Origin of the sequence: Pseudomonas protegens (assembly GCF_013407925.2) — a bacterium.
In the GTDB taxonomy this organism is placed as follows: Bacteria; Pseudomonadota; Gammaproteobacteria; order Pseudomonadales; family Pseudomonadaceae; genus Aquipseudomonas; species Aquipseudomonas fluorescens_AP.
Genome location: NZ_CP060201.1, coordinates 3,199,614 through 3,222,721, shown reverse-complemented (window position 1 = coordinate 3,222,721; position 23,108 = coordinate 3,199,614). Strand labels below are relative to the sequence as shown.

21 protein-coding genes are annotated in these 23,108 nt (G+C 65.0%); 8 read left to right on the top strand and 13 right to left on the bottom strand.

From position 1 onward, the window contains the following. Nucleotides 1-12 precede the first annotated feature (12 nt). Nucleotides 13-2,331 (top strand): CHASE2 domain-containing protein, encoded by a 2,319-nt coding sequence (locus tag GGI48_RS14850; protein WP_179598954.1) that lies wholly within the window; start codon nt 13-15, stop codon nt 2,329-2,331. 181 nt (nt 2,332-2,512) lie between these two features. On the opposite strand, the gene GGI48_RS14845 is transcribed toward GGI48_RS14850, so the two are convergent. From GGI48_RS14845 to glyQ, 4 genes are all read right to left on the bottom strand, one after another. Next, nucleotides 2,513-3,283, bottom strand: a complete 771-nt coding sequence (locus GGI48_RS14845; protein ID WP_179598952.1) for a lysophospholipid acyltransferase family protein — start codon at nt 3,281-3,283, stop codon at nt 2,513-2,515. Nucleotides 3,284-3,365: 82 nt separating this feature from the next. Further along, the gene (gene gmhB / locus GGI48_RS14840; RefSeq protein WP_016963392.1) at nt 3,366-3,899 is read right to left on the bottom strand and encodes a D-glycero-beta-D-manno-heptose 1,7-bisphosphate 7-phosphatase; all 534 of its coding nucleotides are present in this window, start codon (nt 3,897-3,899) and stop codon (nt 3,366-3,368) included. Between the two features lie 17 nt (nt 3,900-3,916). Beyond that, nucleotides 3,917-5,971 carry a glycine--tRNA ligase subunit beta gene (gene glyS / locus GGI48_RS14835; RefSeq protein ID WP_179598950.1) on the bottom strand — a complete coding sequence of 685 codons (2,055 nt, stop codon included), beginning with the start codon at nt 5,969-5,971 and terminating at the stop codon, nt 3,917-3,919. Next, entirely contained in the window at nt 5,968-6,921 is a 954-nt protein-coding gene (gene glyQ / locus GGI48_RS14830) for a glycine--tRNA ligase subunit alpha (RefSeq protein WP_003177094.1), read from the bottom strand. Before glyQ ends, glyS begins: the two co-directional genes overlap by 4 nt. A gap of 81 nt (nt 6,922-7,002) precedes the next feature. Here glyQ and GGI48_RS14825 point away from each other — a divergent pair, with 81 nt between their 5' ends. The 3 genes from GGI48_RS14825 to GGI48_RS14815 all read left to right on the top strand — a co-directional run bounded on the left by GGI48_RS14825 (nt 7,003) and on the right by GGI48_RS14815 (nt 8,810). Next, the gene (locus tag GGI48_RS14825; protein ID WP_016963389.1) at nt 7,003-7,566 is read left to right on the top strand and encodes a DNA-3-methyladenine glycosylase I; all 564 of its coding nucleotides are present in this window, start codon (nt 7,003-7,005) and stop codon (nt 7,564-7,566) included. Nucleotides 7,567-7,610: 44 nt separating this feature from the next. Beyond that, nucleotides 7,611-8,498 carry a lysophospholipid acyltransferase gene (locus GGI48_RS14820; protein ID WP_047306735.1) on the top strand — a complete coding sequence of 296 codons (888 nt, stop codon included), beginning with the start codon at nt 7,611-7,613 and terminating at the stop codon, nt 8,496-8,498. A gap of 72 nt (nt 8,499-8,570) precedes the next feature. Further along, nucleotides 8,571-8,810, top strand: coding sequence for a PilZ domain-containing protein (locus GGI48_RS14815; RefSeq protein WP_016963396.1), 240 nt, complete (start codon nt 8,571-8,573; stop codon nt 8,808-8,810). 8 nt (nt 8,811-8,818) lie between these two features. Here the strand turns inward: GGI48_RS14815 and GGI48_RS14810 are convergent, their stop codons facing one another. From GGI48_RS14810 to def, 5 genes are all read right to left on the bottom strand, one after another. After that, the gene (locus GGI48_RS14810) at nt 8,819-9,139 is read right to left on the bottom strand and encodes a tetratricopeptide repeat protein (RefSeq protein WP_161799198.1); all 321 of its coding nucleotides are present in this window, start codon (nt 9,137-9,139) and stop codon (nt 8,819-8,821) included. 79 nt (nt 9,140-9,218) lie between these two features. Then, nucleotides 9,219-10,592 (bottom strand): Trk system potassium transporter TrkA, encoded by a 1,374-nt coding sequence (gene trkA, locus GGI48_RS14805; RefSeq protein WP_016963398.1) that lies wholly within the window; start codon nt 10,590-10,592, stop codon nt 9,219-9,221. A 22-nt stretch (nt 10,593-10,614) separates the two neighbouring features. Then, complete coding sequence (rsmB, locus tag GGI48_RS14800) at nt 10,615-11,940, bottom strand: 16S rRNA (cytosine(967)-C(5))-methyltransferase RsmB (RefSeq protein ID WP_179598948.1); 1,326 nt, start codon at nt 11,938-11,940, stop codon at nt 10,615-10,617. After that, nucleotides 11,937-12,896: a methionyl-tRNA formyltransferase gene (gene fmt, locus GGI48_RS14795; protein ID WP_016963400.1), complete on the bottom strand. Its 960-nt coding sequence runs from the start codon at nt 12,894-12,896 to the stop codon at nt 11,937-11,939. Before fmt ends, rsmB begins: the two co-directional genes overlap by 4 nt. A gap of 69 nt (nt 12,897-12,965) precedes the next feature. Beyond that, nucleotides 12,966-13,472, bottom strand: a complete 507-nt coding sequence (gene def / locus GGI48_RS14790; RefSeq protein ID WP_016963401.1) for a peptide deformylase — start codon at nt 13,470-13,472, stop codon at nt 12,966-12,968. A 399-nt stretch (nt 13,473-13,871) separates the two neighbouring features. On the opposite strand from def, the gene dprA reads away from it, so the two are divergent. Beyond that, complete coding sequence (gene dprA, locus GGI48_RS14785) at nt 13,872-14,984, top strand: DNA-processing protein DprA (RefSeq protein ID WP_179598946.1); 1,113 nt, start codon at nt 13,872-13,874, stop codon at nt 14,982-14,984. A 94-nt stretch (nt 14,985-15,078) separates the two neighbouring features. After that, entirely contained in the window at nt 15,079-15,636 is a 558-nt protein-coding gene (locus GGI48_RS14780; RefSeq protein ID WP_016965149.1) for an L-threonylcarbamoyladenylate synthase, read from the top strand. Nucleotides 15,637-15,700: 64 nt separating this feature from the next. On the opposite strand, the gene GGI48_RS14775 is transcribed toward GGI48_RS14780, so the two are convergent. Next, a complete protein-coding gene (locus GGI48_RS14775) occupies nt 15,701-16,678 on the bottom strand; it encodes an NADPH:quinone reductase (RefSeq protein ID WP_016965148.1) in 978 nt (325 codons plus the stop codon). 167 nt (nt 16,679-16,845) lie between these two features. Between GGI48_RS14775 and hemF the strand changes: the two genes are divergently transcribed. Continuing rightward, complete coding sequence (hemF, locus tag GGI48_RS14770) at nt 16,846-17,763, top strand: oxygen-dependent coproporphyrinogen oxidase (RefSeq protein ID WP_179598944.1); 918 nt, start codon at nt 16,846-16,848, stop codon at nt 17,761-17,763. A gap of 94 nt (nt 17,764-17,857) precedes the next feature. Further along, nucleotides 17,858-18,679 (top strand): shikimate dehydrogenase, encoded by an 822-nt coding sequence (gene aroE, locus GGI48_RS14765; protein ID WP_179598942.1) that lies wholly within the window; start codon nt 17,858-17,860, stop codon nt 18,677-18,679. A 174-nt stretch (nt 18,680-18,853) separates the two neighbouring features. Here the strand turns inward: aroE and GGI48_RS14760 are convergent, their stop codons facing one another. The 3 genes from GGI48_RS14760 to betC all read right to left on the bottom strand — a co-directional run bounded on the left by GGI48_RS14760 (nt 18,854) and on the right by betC (nt 22,998). After that, the gene (locus GGI48_RS14760; RefSeq protein WP_179598937.1) at nt 18,854-20,422 is read right to left on the bottom strand and encodes a SulP family inorganic anion transporter; all 1,569 of its coding nucleotides are present in this window, start codon (nt 20,420-20,422) and stop codon (nt 18,854-18,856) included. A 128-nt stretch (nt 20,423-20,550) separates the two neighbouring features. Next, nucleotides 20,551-21,468: a choline ABC transporter substrate-binding protein gene (choX, locus tag GGI48_RS14755; protein ID WP_179598935.1), complete on the bottom strand. Its 918-nt coding sequence runs from the start codon at nt 21,466-21,468 to the stop codon at nt 20,551-20,553. A gap of 15 nt (nt 21,469-21,483) precedes the next feature. Then, on the bottom strand, nt 21,484-22,998 hold the full coding sequence (betC, locus tag GGI48_RS14750) for a choline-sulfatase (RefSeq protein WP_179598933.1): 1,515 nt from the start codon (nt 22,996-22,998) through the stop codon (nt 21,484-21,486). Between the last annotated feature and the right edge of the window lie 110 nt (nt 22,999-23,108).

Below are 23,108 nucleotides of genomic sequence, written 5' to 3'. Positions count from 1 at the left end.
GACGGGCCGCCGATGAGTCTCGGCCAGCAAAGGACCGACGGCCGTGAACCGACCCAGGCCCAGCGCCTGTTTCGCCGCCTGGTACGTGAATGGTTGTGGGTCGGCCTGATACTTCTGCCCCTGACGGCCTTGCTGTCCCTGAGCCACGGCCTGGCGTTGAACAACCTGTTCTATGACCACCTGCGACGTTTTACCCCGCCGCCGGTAGACCCACGCATCCTGTTGGTGACCATCGACGACTACAGCCTGCAGCAACTGGGCCGCTGGCCCTGGCCCCGGGCGCTGCATGGACAGTTGCTGGACCGGCTGACGGAGGCCAAGGTCAAAGGCGTGCTGTTCGATGTAATCCTCAGCGAGCCCGGCAGCACTGTGGAAAACGACACGCAGTTGGCCGCCGCCCTGTGTCGCGCCGGCACGGTGTTCCTGCCGGTGCTGCGCGAGGGGGTTGCTCGCTATGGCCAGGACCTGCAGGAGATCCCTCCGGTGCCGGTACTGCGCCACTGTGCCCGGGGGCTCGGGCATATCAACGCAGAGGCGGATGCCGACGGCACCGTGCGCAGTGTCTACCTGCGCGAAGGTCCGCAGCAGGCGCCGCGGGCGCAACTGACCTGGTTGCTCTACCAGCTCACCGAAGCCGATCCGCTGTCGTCGCTGATGCCGGGCCCCGGGGCGGCGCAGATCACCAGGGGCTGGCTGCGGGCCAACCCGGTACGTATTGCCTTTATCGACAAGGCGGCGGGCTTTCCCAGCGTGCCCTATGTCAGCGTGCTGCGTGGCGAGGTGCCGGCCGAGTTGCTGCGTGACCGGCTGATCCTGGTCGGTTCCACCGCACCGGGGCTGGGCGACCGTTACGTCACCCCGCAATCCGGCAGCCAGGGCACCACCCCCGGGGTGGAAATCCAGGCCAACCTGCTCAATGGCCTGTTGCAGCATCGCAGTATCGTCGCCCTGGGCCAGTGGTCGGGGATGCTGTTGTCCATGGCCCTGACCGCCGCCTTGCTCGGGTTGTTGCTCTGGCGTCCGCGCCACGCCTTGTGGATAACCCTGGCTTGCATGGGCCTGGCGCTTTCGGGGTCGGTGCTGATGCTGCGTCTGGGCTATTGGTGGTCGCCGGTGGCCAGCCTGCTGGGCATGCTGCTGGCGTACCTGATCTGGAACTGGCGACGGCTGAGCGTGATCCTGGCCTATTTCGGCTGGGAGCTGGAGCGCCTGGACAACGAGCCCAAGGTGTTGCCGGAGCGCCGTCGCAGCCAGACCCCCGTCGGTGATGTGCTGCAAGGGCAGATCGTTGCCCTGGAACAGGCCCTGAGCCGGACCCGGGATACCCGGCGCTTTATCGCCGACGGCCTGGAGTACCTGCCGGTGGCGACCCTGATCAGCGATCCGGACGGCAAGATTCTGCTGGCCAACCGCAATGCCCGGGACGTGTTCGCCCATTCCCTGGTGGGGCAGCCCTTGCTTGCGCAGTTGGCCGCCCTGGGCTACCCGGGCCTGACGGACGCGGCAGCGTACCCGAGCCTGGAGCAGTTGCCGGCCCTGGAGTTTCGCGATGTCCGGCAGCGCAGCCTGCGCATGGAACTGGCGCCCTTGCTACCGGTGGACAGCGACAACGCCATCGGCTGGTTATTGAGCCTCACCGACCTCAGTGTCGAGCGAGACGCCGAGCAGCAGCGTGGCGTGCTGTTGCGCTTTCTGTCCCACGATCTGCGCGCGCCGCACTCGGCGATCCTCGCGCTGCTGGATGTGCAGGGCCGCCAGCCCTCGCCGCCCAGGCAGGTCTACAGCCAGATCGAGCAGCAGGTGCGCCGGGCCCTGGGGCTGACCGAGGCCTTCGTGCAATTGGCCAAGGCCGAGTCGGAGGCCTATCAGTTCGCCCCGAGCATGTTTGCCATGCTGGTGCTGGATGCCTTCGACCAGGCCACCACCCTGGCCCAGTTGAAGCAAATCCGCCTGCTGCATGACCTGGATGAAGACCATGAGGGCATGGTCCTGGCGGACCAGTCGCTGCTGACCCGGGCCTTGTTCAACCTGCTGGAGAACGCCATCAAGTACAGCCCGCCAGGTTCCACGGTCCGTGTTGCGGTGAGCTGTGCCGAGGGCTGGCTGCGCTGCGAGATCGCCGATCAGGGCCAGGGGATTGCGCCGGCGGACCTGCCCCAGCTGTTTGGCCAGTACCAGCGCTTTGCCTCGGCCCAGGGCATCGATGGCCTGGGCCTGGGTCTGTCCATGGTCAAGGCGGTGGTGGACCGGCATCAGGGGCGGATCAGCTGCCGCAGCGAGGTCGGCCAGGGCTCCTGTTTCATCCTTGAGCTGCCTTTATTGCAGGACTGAAGCCGGTGGGATTGAGCGGGCGAAAAAAAACCGGCATCGAAGCCGGTTTTTTTTGTGTCGGAAAAACTTATGCACGTTTTTCCACATTTTATGAGCTTGGGAAATATGCATATAAATCAGTGATTTATAGGTTGATTTCCGCCGCTGTGAGAAAAGTCGTACACAGGTTATCCACAGAAGCTCATACAGCAACCTTATCCGTGGAAGTGGCCAATGGTGGCAATGAGCCCATATCCCGCTGGGCCTGTTCATTCCAGGCCGCCACCCGGTCATTGAGCTCGGCAATGGCTCGCGGTCCGCTGCCTTCGGCGTACATCGGCGCGCCAATGGTCACGGTGATGGTGCCCGGGCGCTTGGCCCAGCCGGTCTTCGGCCAGAACTTGCCGGCGTTGTGGGCCACTGGCAGCACCGGCAGGTCGGCGTTCACCGCCAGGGCGCTGCCACTGCGGGAGAACTTGCCGACGGTGCCATAGGGCACGCGGGTGCCTTCCGGAAAGATCAGCACCCAGACATTGTCCTTGAGCAGTTCGTCGCCCTTGCTCGCCACTTGCTTGAGCGCGGCCTTGGGGTTGTCGCGGTCGATGGCGATGGGCCGCAGCATGGCCATGGCCCAGCCGAAGAACGGCACATACAGCAACTCACGCTTGAGGACCTGGCTCAAAGGCTCGAAATAGGCCGAGAGGAAGAACGTCTCCCAGGTGCTCTGGTGATTGGAGACGATCACGCACGGCCGCTCGGGGACGTTTTGTGCGCCCTGCACTTCCACGCGAATGTTCAGAAATACCTTGGTCAGCAACAGCGCGCAGCGACACCAGTAGACATTGATAAAGCGGTAGCGCGCCTTGAAAGGCAGGAATGGCGCGATAAAAAAACTCAGCGAGCACCACAGCAAGGCACTGGTACCCAACAGCAGGTAAAAGAAGAAGGTTCTGATGGCCTGCAGGATCGACATAGCGGCATTTACCATTGCGGGCATGCCCGCCTGTTAAAAAGCGCTCTCCCGAACAGTCCTTGGTCAGGATGCCAGAAGGGGCCTAATTGTGGATAAGTTCAGCGGCAACGGCCGCCAGGTCGTCAAAAATCAAGGTGCCTACCGGCAGGGTTTTCCCCAGGGTCTTTTCGCCTTTCCCGGTCTTTACCAATACTGGCTGAGAGTCGACGGCTTTTGCGGCCTCCAGGTCACCGAGACTGTCACCGACAAACCACAGGCCTGTCAGTTCTGCCTGGTAATGCTTGGCAATGGTTTGCAGCATGCCCGGTTTCGGTTTGCGACAGGCGCACCCTTCGTCGGGGCCATGGGGACAATAGACGATCAGCCCGACCTCGCCACCCTGCTCCGCCACCAGCTCGCGCAGGCGCGCGTGCATGGCGTCGAGGGTGGCCAGATCGTAGTAGCCGCGAGCGATGCCGGACTGGTTGGTGGCGACCGCCACCGTCCAGCCGGCCTTGCTCAACTGCGCAATGGCTTCGATCGCGCCGGGGATTGGAATCCACTCCTGCACCGATTTGATGTAGGCGTCGGAGTCGTGATTGATCACGCCGTCCCGGTCGAGTATCAGCAGTTTCACAGCCTTTCCTTACCTGATCAGCTCAGTACCGAAATGTCCGCCACACCCAGGAACAGGCCCCGCAGACGCGCCAGCAGCGCATAGCGGTTGGCCCGCACCTTGGCATCCTCGGCATTGACCATCACCGCCTCGAAGAAGGCGTCCACCGGCTCGCGCAGGGCTGCCAGACGAGCCAGGGTTTCGCTGTACTGACGGGCAGCGGCCATCGGCTGGACTGCCTGGTCGGCCTGCTGGATCGCCGAGTACAGGGAGAACTCGTTGGCGTTGTCGAAGTACTTGGCCTCGACGGTGGTCGCCACATTGCCTTCGACCTTGCTCAGCAGGTTCGACACGCGCTTGTTCACCGCGGCCAGGGCGGCGGCTTCCGGCAACTTGCGGAAGGCCTGCACGGCTTGCACGCGCTGGTCGAAGTCCAGGGCCGAGCCCGGCTTCAGGGCACGTACCGACAGGTAGGTGGCCACATCCACGCCTTCGTCTTCGTAACGGGCACGCAGGCGGTCGAAGATGAACTCCAGCACCTGCTCGGCCAGGCCGGCGGCCTTGACCTTGCTGCCGAAGGCGCTGACGGCGAAGGCCACGGCGTCGTTCAGGTCGAGGTCGAATTTCTTCTCGATCAGGATCCGCAGCACGCCCAGGGCCGCGCGACGCAGGGCGTAGGGGTCCTTGCTGCCGGTGGGCAGCATGCCGATGCCGAAGATCCCCACCAGGGTGTCCAGCTTGTCGGCGATGGCCACGGCGGCACCGGTCACGGTGCTCGGCAGCTCGGCGCCGGCGCCACGGGGCATGTACTGCTCGTTGAGGGCCAGGGCCACGTCTTCCGGCTCGCCGTCATTGAGGGCGTAGTAGTAGCCGGCGATACCTTGCATCTCCGGGAACTCGCCGACCATCTCGGTGGCCAGGTCGCACTTGGACAGCAGGCCGGCACGGGCTGCGCGCTGAGCGTCGCCGCCAATGCGCGGGGCAATGAAGGCGGCCAGCCTGGAAACCCGCTCGGCCTTGTCGTAGACGCTGCCGAGTTTTTCCTGGAAGACCACGTTCTGCAGGCGCAGGTTGAAGTCTTCGAGCTTCTGCTTCTTGTCCTGCTTGAAGAAGAACTCGGCGTCGGTCAGGCGTGGGCGCACGACTTTCTCGTTGCCCTCGATGATCTGGCGCGGGTCCTTGCTCTCGATGTTGGCCACGGTGATGAAGCGCGGCAGCAGCTTGCCGTCCACGTCCAGCAGGCAGAAGTACTTCTGGTTGTCCTGCATGGTGGTGATCAGGGCTTCCTGGGGCACTTCAAGGAAACGCTCCTCGAACGAGCACACCAGTGGCACCGGCCATTCCACCAGGGCGGTCACTTCGTCCAGCAGGTCCGCCGGGACGATCGCCGTACCTTCCTGCAGGGTGGCCAGTTCCGCGGTGCGCTTGCTGATCAGCTCGCGACGCTCGTTGGCGTCGGCCAGCACATAGGCGGCACGCAGGTCGGCCAGGTAGTTGGCCGGCGAGGTGATGCGCACGCTTTGCGGGTGGTGGAAGCGGTGGCCACGGGAGTCGCGACCGGCCTTCTGGGCGAGGACGGTGCAGTCGATGACGTCGTCACCCAGCAGCATCACCAGCCATTGGGTCGGACGCACGAACTCTTCCTTGCGCGCGGCCCAGCGCATGCGCTTGGGAATCGGCAGGTCGTTCAGCGAATCTTCGACGATGGTCGGCAGCAGGCTGGCGGTCGGCTTGCCCTTGATGCTCTGGCTGTAGCGCAGTTTCGGGCCGCTCTGGTCGATCTCGCTGAGTTCGACGCCGCACTTCTTGGCAAAGCCCAGGGCCGCCTGGGTCGGGTTGCCTTCAGCGTCGAACGCCGCCTGGCGTGGCGGGCCATCGAGGTTGATGCTGCGATCCGGCTGCTGGGTGGCCAGCTGGGTGATCAGCACGGCCAGGCGCCGTGGCGCGGCGTACACGTGCTTGGCCTGAAAGCTCAGGCCGGCGCTCTGCAGGCCTTTCTCGATGCCGGCCAGGAAGGCTTCGGCCAGGGTGTTCAGGGCTTTGGGTGGCAGTTCTTCAGTGCCCAGTTCAACCAGAAAATCTTGCGCACTCATTGTGCCGCCTCCAACTTAGCCAACACTTCATCACGCAGGTCCGGGGTTGCCATGGGGAAGCCCAGCTTGGCCCGGGCCAGCAGGTAGGCTTGCGCCACGGAACGCGCCAGGGTGCGCACACGCAGGATGTACTGCTGACGCGCAGTCACCGAGATCGCCCGGCGTGCATCCAGCAGGTTGAAGGTGTGCGAGGCCTTGAGGACCATTTCATAGCTCGGCAGCGGCAGCGGCTGATCCAGCTCGATCAGGCGCTTGGCTTCGCTTTCGTAGAAATCGAACAGTTCGAACAGCTTCTCGACGTTGGCGTGTTCGAAGTTGTAGGTCGACTGCTCCACTTCGTTCTGGTGGAACACATCGCCATAGGTGACCTTGCCGAACGGGCCGTCGGCCCAGACCAGGTCGTACACCGAGTCCACGCCCTGCAGGTACATGGCCAGGCGTTCCAGGCCGTAGGTGATCTCGCCGGTCACCGGGTAGCACTCGATGCCACCGGCCTGCTGGAAGTAGGTGAACTGAGTCACTTCCATGCCGTTGAGCCAGACTTCCCAGCCCAGGCCCCAGGCGCCCAGGGTCGGCGATTCCCAGTTGTCCTCGACGAAGCGGATGTCGTGCACCAGCGGGTCCAGGCCCACGTGCTTCAGGGAACCCAGGTACAGCTCCTGGAAGTTCTCCGGGTTGGGCTTCAAGACCACCTGGAACTGATAGTAGTGCTGCAGGCGGTTGGGGTTTTCGCCGTAGCGGCCGTCAGTCGGGCGACGACTGGGCTGCACATAAGCGGCGTTCCAGGTTTCCGGGCCGATGGCCCGCAGGAAGGTAGCGGTGTGGAAAGTGCCGGCGCCTACTTCCATATCGTAGGGCTGAAGTACCACACAACCTTGCTCGGCCCAGTACTGCTGGAGGGCGAGGATCAAGTCTTGGAAGGTACGCACGGCTGGCGTAGGCTGGCTCACGAAATTCACCTGTTACTTGGGCTGCGATTTAAGGAGCGGGAGTATACCCGATTCAGTCCTGCGCACGCCCCCTGGAGCCTTATGCCACGCTGCTTTTGGTGTTCCGAAGATCCGCTGTACATGGCTTATCACGATCAGGAGTGGGGCGTGCCGCTGCGCGATGAGCAGCGTCTGTTCGAGTTGTTATTGCTCGAAGGGTTCCAGGCCGGGCTGTCCTGGATCACTGTGCTGAAGAAGCGCGAGCGCTATCGCCAGGTGCTGTTCGGCTTCGACGTGCAGCGCGTGGCGCAGATGAGCGACGCCGAGATCGAGGACCTGATGCAGGACCCGGGCATCATCCGCAATCGCCTCAAGCTCAATGCCGCCCGGCGCAACGCCCAGGCCTGGCTGGAGCTGGAAGACCCGGTGGGCTTTCTCTGGTCCTTCGTCGGCGGCGTGCCGAAGATCAATCATTTCAACGACCGCAGCCAAGTGCCGGCCGTGACCCCGGAGGCCGAAGCCATGAGCCGCGGCCTGCAGAAAGCCGGTTTCACCTTCGTCGGCCCGACCATCTGCTACGCGCTGATGCAGGCTTCGGGCATGGTCATGGATCACACCCGCGACTGTGATCGCTACGCCATCCTCGCCAACGCGCGGTTAGAATAGCCGGCTCGCTACACGCTTCATGACCGACAGATCAGGAGTCATTTGTGGATAAGTTCAAAGGCGCCCTGCTGGTGGGCGCTCTGCGGTTGTTTGCCCTGCTGCCCTGGCGCGCGGTGCAGGCGGTCGGCGCGGCCATCGGCTGGATCATGTGGAAAACCCCCAATCGCTCCCGCGAGGTGGTGCGCATCAACCTGGCCAAGTGTTTTCCACAGATGGACCCCGCCGAGCGCGAGCGCCTGGTGGGCCAGAGCCTGAAAGACATCGGCAAGTCCCTGACCGAAAGCGCCTGCGCCTGGATCTGGCCGGCCGAGCGCTCTCTCGCCCTGGTGCGTGAAGTCGAGGGCCTGGACGTGCTCAAGGACGCCCTGGCCTCGGGCAAGGGCGTGGTCGGCATCACCAGCCACCTGGGCAACTGGGAAGTGCTCAACCACTTCTATTGCAGCCAGTGCAAACCGATCATTTTCTACCGTCCGCCCAAGCTCAAGGCGGTGGACGAACTGCTGCGCAAGCAGCGGGTGCAACTGGGCAACCGCGTGGCGGCCTCGACCAAGGAAGGCATCCTCAGCGTCATCAAGGAAGTGCGCAAGGGCGGTGCGGTGGGCATTCCCGCCGACCCGGAACCGGCCGAATCCGCCGGGATCTTCGTACCCTTCTTCGCCACCCAGGCCCTGACCAGCAAGTTCGTGCCGAACATGCTGGCCGGCGGCAAGGCGGTGGGGGTGTTCCTCCACGCCCTGCGCCTGCCCGATGGCTCGGGCTACAAGGTGATCCTCGAAGCGGCCCCGGAAGAGATGTACAGCACCGACACCGAAACCTCCTGCGCAGCCATGAGCAAGGTGGTCGAGCGTTATGTCGGGGCGTATCCGAGCCAGTACATGTGGAGCATGAAACGCTTCAAGAAGCGCCCTCCGGGCGAGGCGCGCTGGTACTGACAGCGCTGGCACGATCTGTGGATAACCTTCTTGCAGGTGTTATCCACAGCACACACAACAAGGGCGCAGAAGATGTCCGAGCACCGCAAGTCGTTTCGCATCAAGATTTCCCACGAGAGCATTGGCGAATGCCTGGGGCAGACGCGCAACCTGTCTGCCAGTGGCGTCTACGTGCAAAGCCCGGCCCTGGCGCAATTGCCCAAGGGCGCGGTGGTCTATGGCCAGGTGCAAGGCTTGCCGACGGCGGCGCCCAGGGTGCGCATGGAAGTGGTCCAGGCGGACGCGGAAGGGATCGCCCTGCGCTACCTGTGAGCAGGCGCTCAGGCCCCGGCTTGGCGCTCGAGCTTCTTGATGAACACGGTCATTTCCTTTTCCGCCTGCTTGTCGCCGTGGCCCCGGGCCGCTTCCAGCCCCTGCTCCCAGGCCTGGCGCGCCCCTTGAAGGTCGCCCTGCCCCTGACAGGCTTTGCCCAGCAGCTTCCAGGCCGCTGAATACTTGGGATCGAAGCCCACGCAGCGTTGCAGGTGCTCGGCGGCCTTGGCGAACTCGCCCTGATCCAGGTAACCCTTGCCCAGGCCGAAGCGCAGCAGGGCGTTATCCACACCCTTGGCGAGCATTTTTTCCAGGGATTCCAGCATCACCATTACCTCATCTGTAGCAGCCGGCTTGCCGGCGAATGCGCGCTCAAGGGCCCTTCGCCGGCAAGCCGGCTCCTACGGGTCAGAAGAAGCTCAGGCCGACGTGGAACAGTTTCTCCACGTCGCGAATGTGCTTTTTATCCACAAGGAACAGGATCACGTGGTCGCCGGCTTCGATCACCGTATCGTCGTGGGCGATCAGCACTTCTTCGTCACGAATGATCGCGCCGATGGTAGTGCCCGGCGGCAGGCCGATGTTCTCGATGGCGCGGCCGATCACCTTGCTCGACTTGGCGTCGCCGTGGGCGATGGCCTCGATGGCTTCCGCCGCGCCACGGCGCAGGGAGTGCACGCTGACGATGTCGCCGCGGCGCACGTGAGCCAGCAGAGTGCCGATGGTGGCCAGTTGCGGGCTGATGGCGATGTCGATGTCGCCGCCCTGGATCAGGTCGACATAGGCCGGGTTGTTGATGATGGTCATGACCTTCTTCGCCCCCAGGCGCTTGGCCAGCAGCGAGGACATGATGTTGGCCTCGTCGTCGTTGGTCAGGGCCAGGAAGATGTCGGCGTCGGCGATGTTCTCTTCCAGTAGCAGGTCGCGGTCCGAGGCGCTGCCCTGCAGCACCACGGTGCTGTCCAGGGTGTCGGACAGGTAGCGGCAGCGGGCCGGGTTCATCTCGATGATCTTCACCTGATAGCGGCTTTCGATGGCCTCGGCCAGGCGCTCGCCGATCTGCCCGCCACCGGCGATGACGATGCGCTTGTAGGACTCTTCCAGGCGGCGCATCTCGCTCATCACCGCGCGGATATGGGCCTTGGCGGCGATGAAGAACACCTCGTCGTCGGCCTCGATCACCGTGTCGCCCTTGGGCATGATCGGCCGGTCGCGCCGGAAGATCGCCGCCACCCGGGTATCGACGTTGGGCATGTGCTCGCGCAGCTGGCGCAGTTGCTGGCCCACCAGCGGGCCGCCGTAGTAGGCCTTGACCGCCACCAGTTGCGCCTTGCCTTCGGCGAAGTCGATCACTTGCAGGGCACCAGGGTGCTCGATCAGGCGCTTGATGTAGTTGGTTACCACCTGCTCGGGGCTGATCAGTACGTCGACCGGGATGGCGTCGTTGTCGAACAGCCCGGCGCGGGTCAGGTAGGCGGCTTCGCGCACCCGGGCGATCTTGGTCGGGGTGTTGAACAGGGTGTGGGCGACCTGGCAGGCGATCATGTTGGTTTCGTCGCTGTTGGTCACCGCCACCAGCATGTCGGCGTCGTCGGCTCCGGCCTGGCGCAGCACCGTGGGAAAGGAGCCGCGGCCTTGCACGGTGCGGATGTCCAGGCGATCACCGAGGCCGCGCAGGCGTTCGCCGTCGGTGTCGACCACGGTGATGTCGTTGGCTTCGCTGGCCAGGTGTTCCGCCAGTGTGCCGCCCACTTGCCCGGCGCCGAGGATGATGATTTTCATCCAGTCACTCCCTTAAAACCGTTTAGCCGCGTGCGGCGGCGATCTTGATCAACTTGGCGTAGTAGAAGCCGTCGTGGCCGCCCTCTTGCGCCAGCAACTGGCGTCCGTGGGGCTGCTTGAGGCCGGCCGCAGGCTGCCCCAGTTGGCCGCCGATGTCCAATTCACGGGCGCCCGGGGTTCGGGCCAGGAAGGCTTCGATGACTTCGGTGTTCTCGGTCGGCAGGGTCGAGCAGGTGGCGTAGAGCAGGATGCCGCCCACTTCCAGGGTCTGCCACAGGGCGTCCAGCAATTCGCCTTGCAGCTGCGCCAGGGCGGCGATGTCTTCCGGTTGGCGGGTCAGCTTGATGTCCGGGTGGCGACGGATCACCCCGGTGGCCGAGCAAGGCGCGTCCAACAGGATCCGCTGGAACGGCTGGCCGTCCCACCAGGCCTGGGTGTCGCGGCCGTCGGCGGCAATCAGCTGGGCATCGAGCTTCAGGCGGTCGAGGTTTTCCCGCACCCGCACCAGGCGCTTGGCTTCCAGGTCCACCGCCACCACGCCGGCCAGCTCCGGCTGCACTTCGAGGATGTGGCAGGTCTTGCCCCCCGGCGCGCAGCAGGCATCCAGCACCCGCTGCCCCAGCGCCAGCTCCAGCAGCTCGGCAGCCAGTTGCGCGGCTTCGTCCTGCACGCTGATCCAGCCTTCGGCAAAGCCCGGCAGGCTGCGAACGTCGCCGGCTGCGTCGAGGACGATGCCGTCCTGGCTGTAGACGCAGGCCTTGGCCGCCACTCCCGCTGCGCTCAGCAGCTTCAGGTAGGCGTCCCGCGCATGATGCCGGCGATTGACCCGCAGGATCATCGGCGGGTGAGCGTTGTTGGCGGCGCAGATGGCTTCCCAGTGCTCGGGCCAGAAGGCCTTGAGGGATTTCTGCAGCCAGCGCGGGTGGGCGGTGCGCACCACCGGGTCGTGTTCCAGCTCGGCCAGCAGGGCCTCGCTTTCACGCTGGGCGCGGCGCAGCACGGCGTTGAGCAGGGCCTTGGCCCAGGGCTTTTTCAGTTTGTCGGCGCAACCCACGGTTTCGCCGATGGCTGCGTGGGCCGGCACCCGGGTGTAGAGCAGTTGATACAGGCCCACCAGCAGCAGCGCCTCGACATCGGCATCGGCGGCCTTGAACGGCTTCTGCAGCAGCTTGGCCGCCAGCGCCGACAGCCGTGGCTGCCAGCGCGCGGTGCCGAACGCCAGGTCCTGGGTGAAGCCGCGATCACGGACCTCGACCTTGTCCAGCTGGATCGGCAGCGAGCTGTTGAGCGAGGCCTTGCCGTTGAGGACCGCGGTCAGGGCCTTGGCGGCGGCCAGGCGCGGGTTCATTGGGCGTCCGCCGCTTGGCCGAGGACGGTGCCGAGGGCGAATTTCTCGCGGCGGCTGTTGAACAGGTCGCTGAAGTTCAGCGCCTTGCCGCCGGGCAGTTGCAGGCGGGTCAGGCACAGCGCCTGCTCAGCGCAGGCGACGATCAGCCCGTCCTTGCTGGCGCCGAGGATCTCGCCCGGGGCGCCACGGCCTTCGGCCAGGGTGGCGGCCAGGACTTTCAGGGCTTCGCCATTGAGCGTGCTGTGGCAGATCGGCCAGGGATTGAAGGCCCGGACCAGGCGCTCCAGCTCCACGGCCGGGCGGTTCCAGTCGATGCGCGCCTCGTCCTTGTTCAGCTTGTGGGCGTAGGTGGCCAGGCTGTCGTCCTGGACTTCGCCTTGCAGGGTGCCGGCGGCCAGGCCTTCGATGGCTTGCAGCACTGCCGGCGGGCCCAGCTCGGCCAGGCGGTCGTGCAGGCTGCCGCCGGTGTCCTGGGCGCTGATCGGGGTGCTGACCTTGAGCAGCATTGGCCCGGTGTCCAGGCCGGCTTCCATGCGCATCACGGTCACCCCGCTTTGCGCGTCACCGGCTTCTACGGCGCGCTGGATCGGCGCCGCACCGCGCCAGCGCGGCAGCAGCGAGGCGTGGCTGTTGATGCAGCCCAGGCGCGGGATATCCAGCACCACCTGGGGCAGGATCAGGCCGTAGGCCACCACCACCATCAGGTCCGGCTTGAGCGCCGCCAGTTCGGCCTGGGCCTCGGCGTTGCGCAGGGTAGGCGGTTGCAGCACCGGGATCTGGTGTTCCACGGCCAGTTGCTTGACCGGGCTGGGCATCAGCTTCTGCCCACGACCGGCCGGGCGGTCCGGCTGGGTGTAGACCGCGACGATCTGGTAAGGGCTGTCGAGCAGGGCCTTGAGGTGTTCGGCGGCGAATTCGGGGGTGCCGGCAAAGACGATGCGCAATGGCTCAGTCATGGGAATTCTCGATGTTAAACATGCGGAAAAGAAAAAGGCTTGCCGTAGCAAGCCTTTGCAAGACGGTCATCAAGCCTGCTGGCGATGCTGCTTTTCCAGCTTCTTCTTGATCCGGTCACGCTTGAGCGTGGACAGGTAATCGACGAACAACTTGCCGTTGAGGTGGTCGCATTCGTGCTGGATGCACACCGCCAGCAAGCCCTCGGCGATCAGTTCATAGGGCTGGCCGTCGCGGTCCAGGGCCTTGATCTTGACCCGCTGCGGACGGTCGACGTTTTCATAGAAACCCGGCACCGACAGGCAGCCTTCCTGATACTGGTCCATCTCGTCGGTCAGGGCTTCGAATTCGGGGTTGATGAACACCCGTGGCTCGCTGCGGTCTTCGGACAGGTCCATGACCACGATGCGTTTGTGCACGTTGACCTGGGTCGCCGCCAGACCGATGCCTGGGGCCTCATACATTGTTTCAAACATGTCGTCGACCAACTGACGCACTTCGTCGTCCACTACGGCCACGGGTTTGGCGATAGTGCGCAGGCGCGGATCAGGGAATTCGAGGATGTTTAAAATGGCCATAAGCGTAATTGCTACACGTGTGAAGTAAGGGCGGAGTCGGCGCCCTGACAGGTCCTGGACCTGGGCCGCCGATGCAAAACGTGCTCTGCAAGGGAGCGAGCCGCGCAGGCTCTGGCGTTTTACGCGAACGCACATAATAAAGGGATTCAGCCCCTGAGGAAATGTCTGTTCGCCCTGCTGCCATTGGGCTGGACCGCCATCGGTCGGACCTGCAAGCGGCTGCGCCAGGCCTGATTGGCGTGCTTGCGGTTGGCTGCACGGGGGGTTGGGCAGAGCAAGACCGACCTCGGCAGGGCATCTTCCTGGCGCGGCAGGAAACCTTTCCTCAACAAGTTACCAACAGACTTATCCACAGCTTGTTCCGGCTCCGACCGGACCGATGACGATCAAGGATGATCCATGTCGCACTCGATCAGTGGCGCCATTTCCCCTGCGGAACTGGAAGCCCGTTTACGTTTGCATGGCCTGCCCGGTCTGGGGCCCAGGCGTTTTCAGCGCCTGCTCCAGGCCTTCGGTTCAGCGGCCAAAGCCCTCAGCGCACCGGCCGCTGCCTGGCATGCCCTGGGCCTGCCAGCCGCCTGTAGCGATGCCCGGCGCAGCGTCGAAGTGCGCGAGGGCGCCCGGCGTGCCCTGGCCTGGATAGACAACCAGGCCCAGCATTTGCTGATGTGGGACCAGCCCGGCTACCCGGCCTTGCTGGCCCAGTTGGAGGATGCGCCGCCGCTGTTGTTCGTCGCTGGCGACCCTTCGATCCTGGAACGGCCGCAGCTGGCGATGGTGGGCAGCCGCCGCGCTTCGCGCCCGGGACTGGACACTGCGGCGGCGTTTTCCCGCAGCCTGGCAGCGGCCGGATTCGTGATCACCAGCGGCCTGGCCCTGGGCATCGATGGCGCCGCGCATCAGGCGGCGCTGGACGTCGGCGGGCACACGGTGGGGGTGCTGGGCACCGGCCTGGAAAATTGTTATCCACAGCGTCACCGAGCCTTGGCCCAGGCGATGATCGACCAGGGCAGCGCGGTGGTTTCCGAGTTCGCCCTGGACACCGGTCCGCGTGCGGAGCACTTCCCCCGGCGCAACCGGATCATCAGCGGCCTGTCCCTCGGCGTGCTGGTGGTGGAAGCCAGCGTGGCCAGCGGTTCCCTGATCACCGCCCGCCTGGCGGCGGAACAGGGCCGCGAGGTGTACGCCATACCCGGTTCCATCCACCACCCCGGTGCCCGGGGTTGTCACCAGCTGATCCGTGACGGCGCGGTGCTGGTGGAAAGCGTGCAGCACATTCTCGAAACCCTCAGGGGCTGGCAGCACGTGGCGCCGCCGGCGGCCTTGCCCGCCACAATCGCCGGGCATCCGCTGCTGGCCTTGCTCCTGGCCGCGCCCCACACCAGCGAGGCCCTGGCGCGGGAAAGCGGCTGGCCCCTGCCCCGGGTGCTGGCGGCCTTGAGCGAGTTGGAGATCGATGGCCTGGCGGTCAATGAAAACGGCCGCTGGCTGGCCCGCCCGGGCTCGACGTGAGGGCTGTTGCGACCTGTCGCCAAACGGCAACAGGCCCTAGGTTTTATAGGCAGGATCGGTAAACTGCGCACAGCTTTTATCTGGAGGTTCGGCAATGGTCAGCAGTTGGCGTGTGCAACAAGCCGCACGAGAGATTCGCGCAGGGGCGGTGATTGCCTACCCAACCGAAGCGGTCTGGGGCTTGGGGTGCGATCCGTGGAACGAAGAGGCGGTGGATCGCCTGTTGGCGATCAAGTCACGCTCGGTGGACAAGGGCCTGATCCTGATCGCCGACAACATCCACCAGTTCGACTTTCTCTTCGAGGATTTCCCCGACACCTGGATCGAGCGCATGTCCAGCACCTGGCCGGGTCCCAACACCTGGCTGGTGCCCCATCAGAACCTGCTGCCGGAGTGGGTCACCGGGGTGCATGACACGGTGGCGTTGCGGGTCAGCGACCATCCGCTGGTGCGTGAGCTGTGCGCGTTGGTGGGACCGCTGATTTCCACCTCGGCCAATCCCCAGGGGCGGCCGGCGGCGCGCACGCGGCTGCGCATCGAACAGTACTTCCGCGGGCAGCTGGATCTGGTGCTTACCGGCAGCCTGGGCGGGCGCAAGAACCCGAGCCTGATCCGCGATCTGGCCACCGGCAGGGTGGTGCGGCCTTCCTGAACCGCTTCGCCGGCAAGCCGGCTCCTACAATGATCTGTAGGAGCCGGCTTGCCGGCGAAGGCGTTCAAGGCAACAACACGGTCGAACCGGTGGTGCGCCGCGCCGACAGCTCGATATGCGCCTTGGCGGCATCCGCCAGGGCGAAGCGCTGGCCAATCTCGATCTTCAGCTTGCCGCTGGCGATCATGCCAAACAGATCGTCGGCCATGCGCTGCAGGTTCTCGGCATTGTTGGCGTAGCTGGCCAGGGTCGGCCGGGTGACATACAGCGAGCCCTTGGCCGCCAGAATGCCCAGGTTCACCCCGTCCACCGCGCCCGAGGCATTGCCGAAGCTGACCATCAGCCCACGGGGGGCCAGGCAGTCCAGGGACGTCAGCCAGGTGTCCTTGCCCACGCCGTCGTACACCACCGGGCACTTCTTGCCATCGGTCAGTTCCAGCACCCGCTGGGCCACGTCTTCATGGCTGTAGTCGATGGTTTCCCAGGCCCCCAGGGCCTTGGCGATGGCGGCTTTTTCCGGCGAGCTGACGGTGCCGATCAGTTTCACCCCGAGGGCCTTGGCCCACTGGCAGGCCAGGGAGCCGACGCCACCGGCGGCCGCGTGAAACAGTACGGTTTCGCCACCCTTGAGTTCATAGGTCTGACGCAGCAGGTACTGCACGGTCAGGCCCTTGAGCATCACCCCGGCCGCCTGTTCGAAGCTGATGGCATCCGGCAGGTGCACCAGGTTGGCTTCCGGCAACACGTGCACATCGCTGTAGGCGCCCAGTGGGCCGCTGCCGTAGGCCACCCGATCGCCGACCTTGAAGCGGGTCACCGCGCTGCCCACGGCTTCCACCACCCCGGCCCCTTCGGCGCCCAGGCCCGACGGCAGCGCCGGTGGTGCGTACAGGCCGCTGCGGAAATAGGTATCGATGAAGTTCAGGCCGATGGCCTGGTTGCTGACGCGAACCTGCTGCGGACCCGGATCGGCGGGCTGGAAATCCACATACTCGAGTACTTCGGGGCCGCCATGGGCCCGGAACTGGATACGTTTGGCCATCTGCACTCACTCCTTGGTCGTCGCCTGAAAGGGGTCTATCGGACTCCTCTGCTTGACCTTCGTCAACTGCGACCGAACACGGTGCGGTGTTATGCTACGCGCCCATTTGCGCCGGCCCCGGTTTCATCCCTGGCGCCGCCTAGCTTTGCCCGATTCAAGGTGATGCCATGACTACCCGCACCGAGGCCGTAAAAGCCTACCTGCTCGACCTGCAAGACCGTATTTGCACTGCCCTGGAAACCGAAGACGGCGGCGCGCGCTTCATCGAGGATGCCTGGACCCGGCCTGCCGGCGGTGGCGGACGCACCCGGGTGATCGGTGGCGGTGCAGTGATCGAAAAGGGCGGGGTCAACTTCTCCCATGTGTTCGGCAGCGGCCTGCCACCTTCGGCCAGCGCCCATCGTCCGGAACTGGCCGGTCGCGGGTTCGAGGCCCTGGGCGTGTCCCTGGTGATCCACCCGTACAACCCCCATGTGCCGACGTCCCACGCCAACGTGCGCTTCTTCATTGCCGAGAAGGAAGGTGAAGAACCGGTCTGGTGGTTCGGCGGTGGCTTCGACCTGACCCCCTACTACGGCAATGAAGAAGACTGCGTGCACTGGCACCGGGTCGCCGAACGCGCCTGCGCGCCTTTCGGCCCGGACGTCTATCCGCGCTACAAGGCCTGGTGCGACAGCTACTTCCACCTCAAGCACCGCAACGAACCCCGGGGCATCGGCGGCCTGTTCTTCGACGACTTGAACGAGTGGGACTTCGACACCTGCTTCGCCTTCATGCGTGCCATCGGCGATGCCTATATCGAGGCCTACCTGCCCATCGTCCAGCGCCGCAAGGCTGCGGCCTACACCGCCCAGCAGCGCGAATTCCAGGAGTTCCGCCGGGGCCGCTACGTGGAGTTCAACCTGGTCTACGACCGTGGCACCTTGTTCGGCCTGCAATCGGGCGGGCGTACCGAATCGATCCTCATGTCGCTGCCGCCGCAAGTGCGCTGGGGCTACGACTGGAAGGCCGAGCCGGGCACCGAAGAAGCACGCCTGACCGAGTATTTCCTGCAGGACCGCGACTGGCTGGCGGCCAGCCACTAACCCACCCCACCGTGTAGGAGCCGGCTTGCCGGCGAAACGGCCTTCAAGGCGGACGCGGCTCCTACCCCTGTGTGTTGAGCAAATGGGATGAGAGATGGATCAGTACGTTGTCTTTGGTAATCCGATCAGCCACAGCAAATCGCCGCTGATCCACCGGCTGTTCGCCCAGCAGACCGGCCAACAGCTGGAATACCACACCCTGCTGGCGCCCCTGGACGATTTCGCCGGGGCTGCCCGCGATTTCTTCGCCCAGGGCCGCGGTGCCAACGTCACCGTGCCGTTCAAGGAAGACGCCTATCGCCTGTGCGACAGCCTGACCGAGCGCGCCCAGCGGGCCGGCGCGGTGAACACCCTGAGCAAGCAGGCCGACGGCAGGCTGTTGGGGGACAACACCGACGGCGCCGGACTGGTGCGCGACCTGACGGTCAACGCCGGGGTCAGCCTCAAGGGCAAGCGCATCCTTCTGCTGGGGGCCGGTGGCGCGGTGCGTGGAGCCTTGGAGCCCCTGTTGGCGCAGCGGCCGGCGTCGGTGGTGATTGCCAATCGCACCGTGGAAAAGGCCGAGCGGCTGGCGGAACTGTTTGCCGACCTGGGCCCGGTGTCGGCCAGTGGTTTCGACTGGCTGCAGGAGTCGGTGGACCTGATCATCAACGCCACCTCCGCCAGCCTGTCGGGAGAATTGCCACCGATTGCCGGCAGCCTGATCGAGCCGGGCAAAACGGTGTGCTACGACATGATGTACGGCAAGGAGCCGACGCCGTTCTGCCGTTGGGCCCGTGAACATGGCGCGGCGCTGGTGCTGGATGGCCTGGGCATGCTGGCCGAACAGGCGGCGGAAGCCTTCTACCTGTGGCGCGGCGTGCGCCCGGACAGCGCCCCGGTGCTGGCCGAACTGCGCCGCCAGTTGGCTCTGTAAACCCCTGAAGATCATGTGTGGCGAGGGAGCTTGCTCCCGCTCGAGCGCGCAGCGGTCGTAAACCGGCTATCGCGCAGTAACAGGCCGAACCGGGAAACCGGCCTTGGGCTTGCTGCGCAAGCCAGCGCGAGCAAGCTCGCTCGCCACAGCTGGTGTCTCCCTCAACGCTTGGGGTCAGTCTTCGAAGTGGATCGGGCAGTGCGCCGCGCCTTCGAGCTTGATCAACTCCTCTTTCACCGTTTGCCGCGCCCGGCGCAGGGTCAGGCTGCGGCCCTGGCGTTTCAGCCGGCGCGCCTCCTGATGCAGCATCGCCACCCCCGAATAGTCGATGAAGTTGATCTGCCGGGCGTCGATCACCAGCCTGGGCGCGTGGCAGCGTTGCATGCGCACTTGCAGGTAATGACTGGCGCCAAAGAAGATCGAGCCGCCGACCCGCAGGATGTCTGCATCGCCCTCGCTGGAGTGCTGCACCCGTGGCTGGGAGGTGCGCTTGAGGTAGAAGAACAGCGACGCCAGGACCCCGGCATAGATCGCCGTCTGCAGCTCCAGGAGCAAGGTGGCGACGCAGGTCAGGCTCATCACCACAAATTCGGCGCGGCTGACCCGGAACAGGTCACGGATGCCCCGGTGGTCCACCAGCCCCCAGCAGATCAGCAGGATGCTGCCGGCCATGGCCGGAATCGGGATGTGGGCGATCAACCCGGCGCCGGCCACCGCGAACAGCGCCACCCACAGCGCCGAGAACACCCCGGCCAGGGGCGAGCGGGCGCCGGCTTCGTAGCTCAGGCCCGAGCGGGTGAAGGAGCCGGAGGACAGGTAGCCGGAGAAAAACGCCCCGACCATGTTCGACAGGCCCTGGGCGCGGACTTCCTGGTTGGCGTCGAGCAGTTGTTCCGAACGTACCGACAGCGAGCGGGCAATCGACAGGCTGGTCACCAGCCCCAGCATGCCCACCGCCACGGCACTGGGCAGCAGCCGCAGGACCAGCTCCAGGTCCAGTGGCAACGGGCTCAAGGGCGGTAGCCGGCCCACGAAGGCGCTGACCAATTTGACCTGGCCGAACAGCCCCGGCAGCAGCCAGACCACCAGCGCACTGAGGACCAGGCTGAGCAACAGGCTGGGCCAGCGTGGCGCCAGCAGCTTCAGGCCGAGGCCGACGATCAGGGTGCCCAGCCCTAGCAATAGCGAAGGCTTGTCCACAGCGTCCAGGTGTTCCAGCAGCAAGCTCAGGCTATTGAGGGCAGTGGCCTGGTTCGGCAGCTCCAGGCCCAGGAGGTTGGGCAACTGCCCCAGGGCAATCACCACCGCGGCACCGAGGGTGAAGCCCAGCACCACCGAATGCGAGACGAAGTTCACCAGGGCGCCGAAGCGCAGCAGCCCCAGCAGCCACTGGAAGACCCCGGCCAGCAGGGTCAGCAGCAGGATCAGAGTGATGTAGTCCTCGGATGCCGGCACCGCCAGAGGGCTGACGCTGGCATACAGAACAATGGAGATCGCTGCCGTGGGCCCGCAGATCAGGTGCCAGGACGAGCCCCAGAGGCAGGCGATCAGCACCGGGACTATGGCCGCGTACAGCCCGTACTCCGGCGGCAAGCCGGCGATCAGCGCATAGGCGATCGATTGCGGCAGGGCGAGGATCGCGCCGCTCAGCCCCACCAGCAGATCACGACCGACGCTGGCGCGGGTCTGCTGCGGCAGCCAGGCGAGAAAAGGCAGGAGTGAATGGCGGTTGGGCCAGGCCATGGTTGCTCACGGATGGGTTGATTCGAGGGGGCCAGGGTAAAGCATTGTCCGGCCTCGAGCATGTGCCGAGGCTGGCCCCTCATCCCGTAGGAGCCGGCTTGCCGGCGAATGGTCGAAGCACCTCGGGCTTATAACTTGCCCTTCACCGCCGCCAGGGCCTCTTGGTCATCAATGGTCCGGACCCCTTCCAGCCACTGCTCCAGCACCGCCGGGTTGGCCTTGATCCAGGCCTTGGCGGCGTCGGCGTTGCTGACCTTGTTGTTCACCACCTCGGCCATGATGGCGTTCTCCATGTCCTGGGTGAACCGCAGATTGGTAAAGAGCTTGCCGACGTTCGGGCAGGCCTGTGCATAACCCTTGCGGGTCAGGGTGTAGACGCTGCCGCTGGCGCCGAAGTACTGCTTGCCCCCGGTCAGGTAACGCATGTTCAACTGCACGTTCATCGGGTGCGGGGTCCAGCCGAGGAAGGTGATGAAGCGCTGCTTTTTCGTGGCCCGGGACACTTCGGCGAGCATCGCCTGTTCGCTGGATTCGATCAGCTTCCACTGGCCGAGGTTGAACTGGTTGTGCTTGATGATTTCCTGCAGCGACAGGTTGGCCGGGGCACCGGAGCCGATGCCGTAGAGCTTCTTGTCGAACTTGTCGGCGAACCGGTTCAGGTCGGTAAAGTCATGCACCCCGGCGTCCCACACGTAGTCCGGAACCGCCAGGGTGAACTCGGTGCCTTCCAGGTTCTTCGCCAGCTGGATCACCTCGCCATTGGCCACGAACTTGTCATGGAAACCCTGCTGCGCCGGCATCCAGTTGCCCAGGAACACATCCACCTGACCGTCCTTGAGCCCGCCGTAGATGATCGGCACCGCCAGGGTGTCGATCTTGGCCTTGTAGCCCATGCCGTCCAGTAGAAAGCTGGCGATGGCGTTGGTGGCGGCGATGTCGCTCCAGCCCGGATCGGCCATCTTCACGGTTGCGCACGAGTCGGCCCAGACGGTTGTGCTGCCCAGAGCCAGGAACCCGACCGCCAGCGCTGTGGATAACTTTTGCATGCTCTTCCCCTTGGATTATTGGTATTGGCAGGGTTGTGGATAACGCGCCTTGCGCTCCAGATCGTCGAGGTCGATGTGGTTGCGCATGTACTGCGCACTGGCGTCGACCAGCGGCTGGTGATCCCAGCTCTTGCGCGTGCCCCGGTTCAGGGCGTCGGCCACCAGACGGCGGCGGCGCTGGCTGGCCAGGACCTGTTGGTGAATGGCCGGGATGTCCCACTTGGCCCGGGCCTCGGCGAGGAAGGCGTCGAACAGCGCGCGATGCTCGGGCGACTGGCTGAGGTCGCGGTGTTCCTGAGGGTCGTTGGCGACATCGAAGAGCAGGCACGGGTCGTCTTCGCTGTAGATGAATTTGTAGGCGCCCCGGCGAATCATCATCAACGGGCTGATGGTGCCTTCGGCCATGTATTCGCCAAAGACTTCATCGTGGCCGCCCTGCCCTTGCAGGTGCGGGACCAGGGAGCGGCCGTCCAGCGGCAGCTCGGGTTCCACGCGGCCGCCGGCCAGTTCCACCAGGGTCGGCAGCAGGTCGGCGGTGGAGACTGCCGCGCCGACTCGCCCGGCGGCGAACTGCCCCGGTGCGCAGATCAACAGCGGCACCCGGGCGGCCATTTCGAACCAGTGCATTTTGTACCAGAGGCCGCGCTCGCCGAGCATGTCGCCGTGGTCGCCGGAAAACACGATCAGGGTGTCGTCCGCCAGCCCGGTGTCTTCCAGGGTCTGCAGCAGCTTGCCGACGTTGCTGTCGATATAGCTGCAGGCGCCGAAGTAGGCCCGCCGCGCGTCGCGGATCTTATCCACAGGCAGCGGTTTGTCCCACAGGTCGTAGACCTTGAGCAGGCGCTGGGAATGCGGGTCCAGTTCGCTCTGCGGTGGGGTCTGGGGCAGTGGGATTTCCTCGTCGCGGTACAGGTCCCAGAAGGCCTTGGGAATGGTGTAGGGATCGTGGGGGTGGGTCATGGACACGGTGAGGCAGAACGGCTGGTCGCCGGCTTCGCGCACATGGTCGAACAGGTACTGCTGGGCCTTGAACACCACCTCTTCATCGAAATCCAGCTGGTTGGTGCGCACGCAGGGCCCGGCCTGCAGCACCGAGGACATGTTGTGGTACCAGCTGGGACGCACCTGGGGCTCATCCCAGTTCACCGCCCAGCCGTAGTCGGCGGGGTAGATGTCGGTGGTCAGGCGCTCTTCATAGCCGTGCAACTGGTCCGGGCCGCAGAAGTGCATCTTGCCCGACAGCGCGGTGCGGTAGCCCAGGCGCCGCAGGTAGTGGGCGTAGGTGGGCACGTCGGCGGGAAAGTCCGCAGCGTTGTCGTAGGCGCCGATCTTGCTCGGCAGCTGGCCGCTGACCAGGGTAAAGCGCGACGGCGCGCACAGCGGGCTGTTGCAGTAGGCGGCATCGAATACCACGCCCTGGGCAGCCAGACGGCTCAGGTGCGGCAGCTTGATCGGTGATGAACCGTAGAACGGCAGCAAGGGCGCGGCCATCTGGTCGGCCATGATGAAAAGAATGTTCTTGCGCTTCATGGATTCGCGGCATTCCATAGTCGATGGTTATGCGAAAGTGCTGCGATTGAGCATGGATTCCATGTCTTTGGCGGTAAAGCCCATACACGGCAATGACTAGGATAAGTACA

Excerpts from the sequence above, each read along its gene's own strand:
- def (WP_016963401.1), bottom strand. The coding sequence starts at position 13,472 with ATGGCCATTTTAAACATCCTCGAATTCCCTGATCCGCGCCTGCGCACT.
- trkA (WP_016963398.1), bottom strand. The coding sequence starts at position 10,592 with ATGAAAATCATCATCCTCGGCGCCGGGCAAGTGGGCGGCACACTGGCG.
- dprA (WP_179598946.1), top strand. The coding sequence starts at position 13,872 with ATGTCGCACTCGATCAGTGGCGCCATTTCCCCTGCGGAACTGGAAGCC.
- GGI48_RS14775 (WP_016965148.1), bottom strand. The coding sequence starts at position 16,678 with ATGGCCAAACGTATCCAGTTCCGGGCCCATGGCGGCCCCGAAGTACTC.
- glyS (WP_179598950.1), bottom strand. The coding sequence starts at position 5,971 with ATGAGTGCGCAAGATTTTCTGGTTGAACTGGGCACTGAAGAACTGCCA.
- GGI48_RS14845 (WP_179598952.1), bottom strand. The coding sequence starts at position 3,283 with ATGTCGATCCTGCAGGCCATCAGAACCTTCTTCTTTTACCTGCTGTTG.
- GGI48_RS14780 (WP_016965149.1), top strand. The coding sequence starts at position 15,079 with ATGGTCAGCAGTTGGCGTGTGCAACAAGCCGCACGAGAGATTCGCGCA.
- aroE (WP_179598942.1), top strand. The coding sequence starts at position 17,858 with ATGGATCAGTACGTTGTCTTTGGTAATCCGATCAGCCACAGCAAATCG.
- GGI48_RS14850 (WP_179598954.1), top strand. The coding sequence starts at position 13 with ATGAGTCTCGGCCAGCAAAGGACCGACGGCCGTGAACCGACCCAGGCC.
- hemF (WP_179598944.1), top strand. The coding sequence starts at position 16,846 with ATGACTACCCGCACCGAGGCCGTAAAAGCCTACCTGCTCGACCTGCAA.
- choX (WP_179598935.1), bottom strand. The coding sequence starts at position 21,468 with ATGCAAAAGTTATCCACAGCGCTGGCGGTCGGGTTCCTGGCTCTGGGC.
- fmt (WP_016963400.1), bottom strand. The coding sequence starts at position 12,896 with ATGACTGAGCCATTGCGCATCGTCTTTGCCGGCACCCCCGAATTCGCC.
- GGI48_RS14825 (WP_016963389.1), top strand. The coding sequence starts at position 7,003 with ATGCCACGCTGCTTTTGGTGTTCCGAAGATCCGCTGTACATGGCTTAT.
- betC (WP_179598933.1), bottom strand. The coding sequence starts at position 22,998 with ATGAAGCGCAAGAACATTCTTTTCATCATGGCCGACCAGATGGCCGCG.
- GGI48_RS14760 (WP_179598937.1), bottom strand. The coding sequence starts at position 20,422 with ATGGCCTGGCCCAACCGCCATTCACTCCTGCCTTTTCTCGCCTGGCTG.
- rsmB (WP_179598948.1), bottom strand. The coding sequence starts at position 11,940 with ATGAACCCGCGCCTGGCCGCCGCCAAGGCCCTGACCGCGGTCCTCAAC.
- GGI48_RS14815 (WP_016963396.1), top strand. The coding sequence starts at position 8,571 with ATGTCCGAGCACCGCAAGTCGTTTCGCATCAAGATTTCCCACGAGAGC.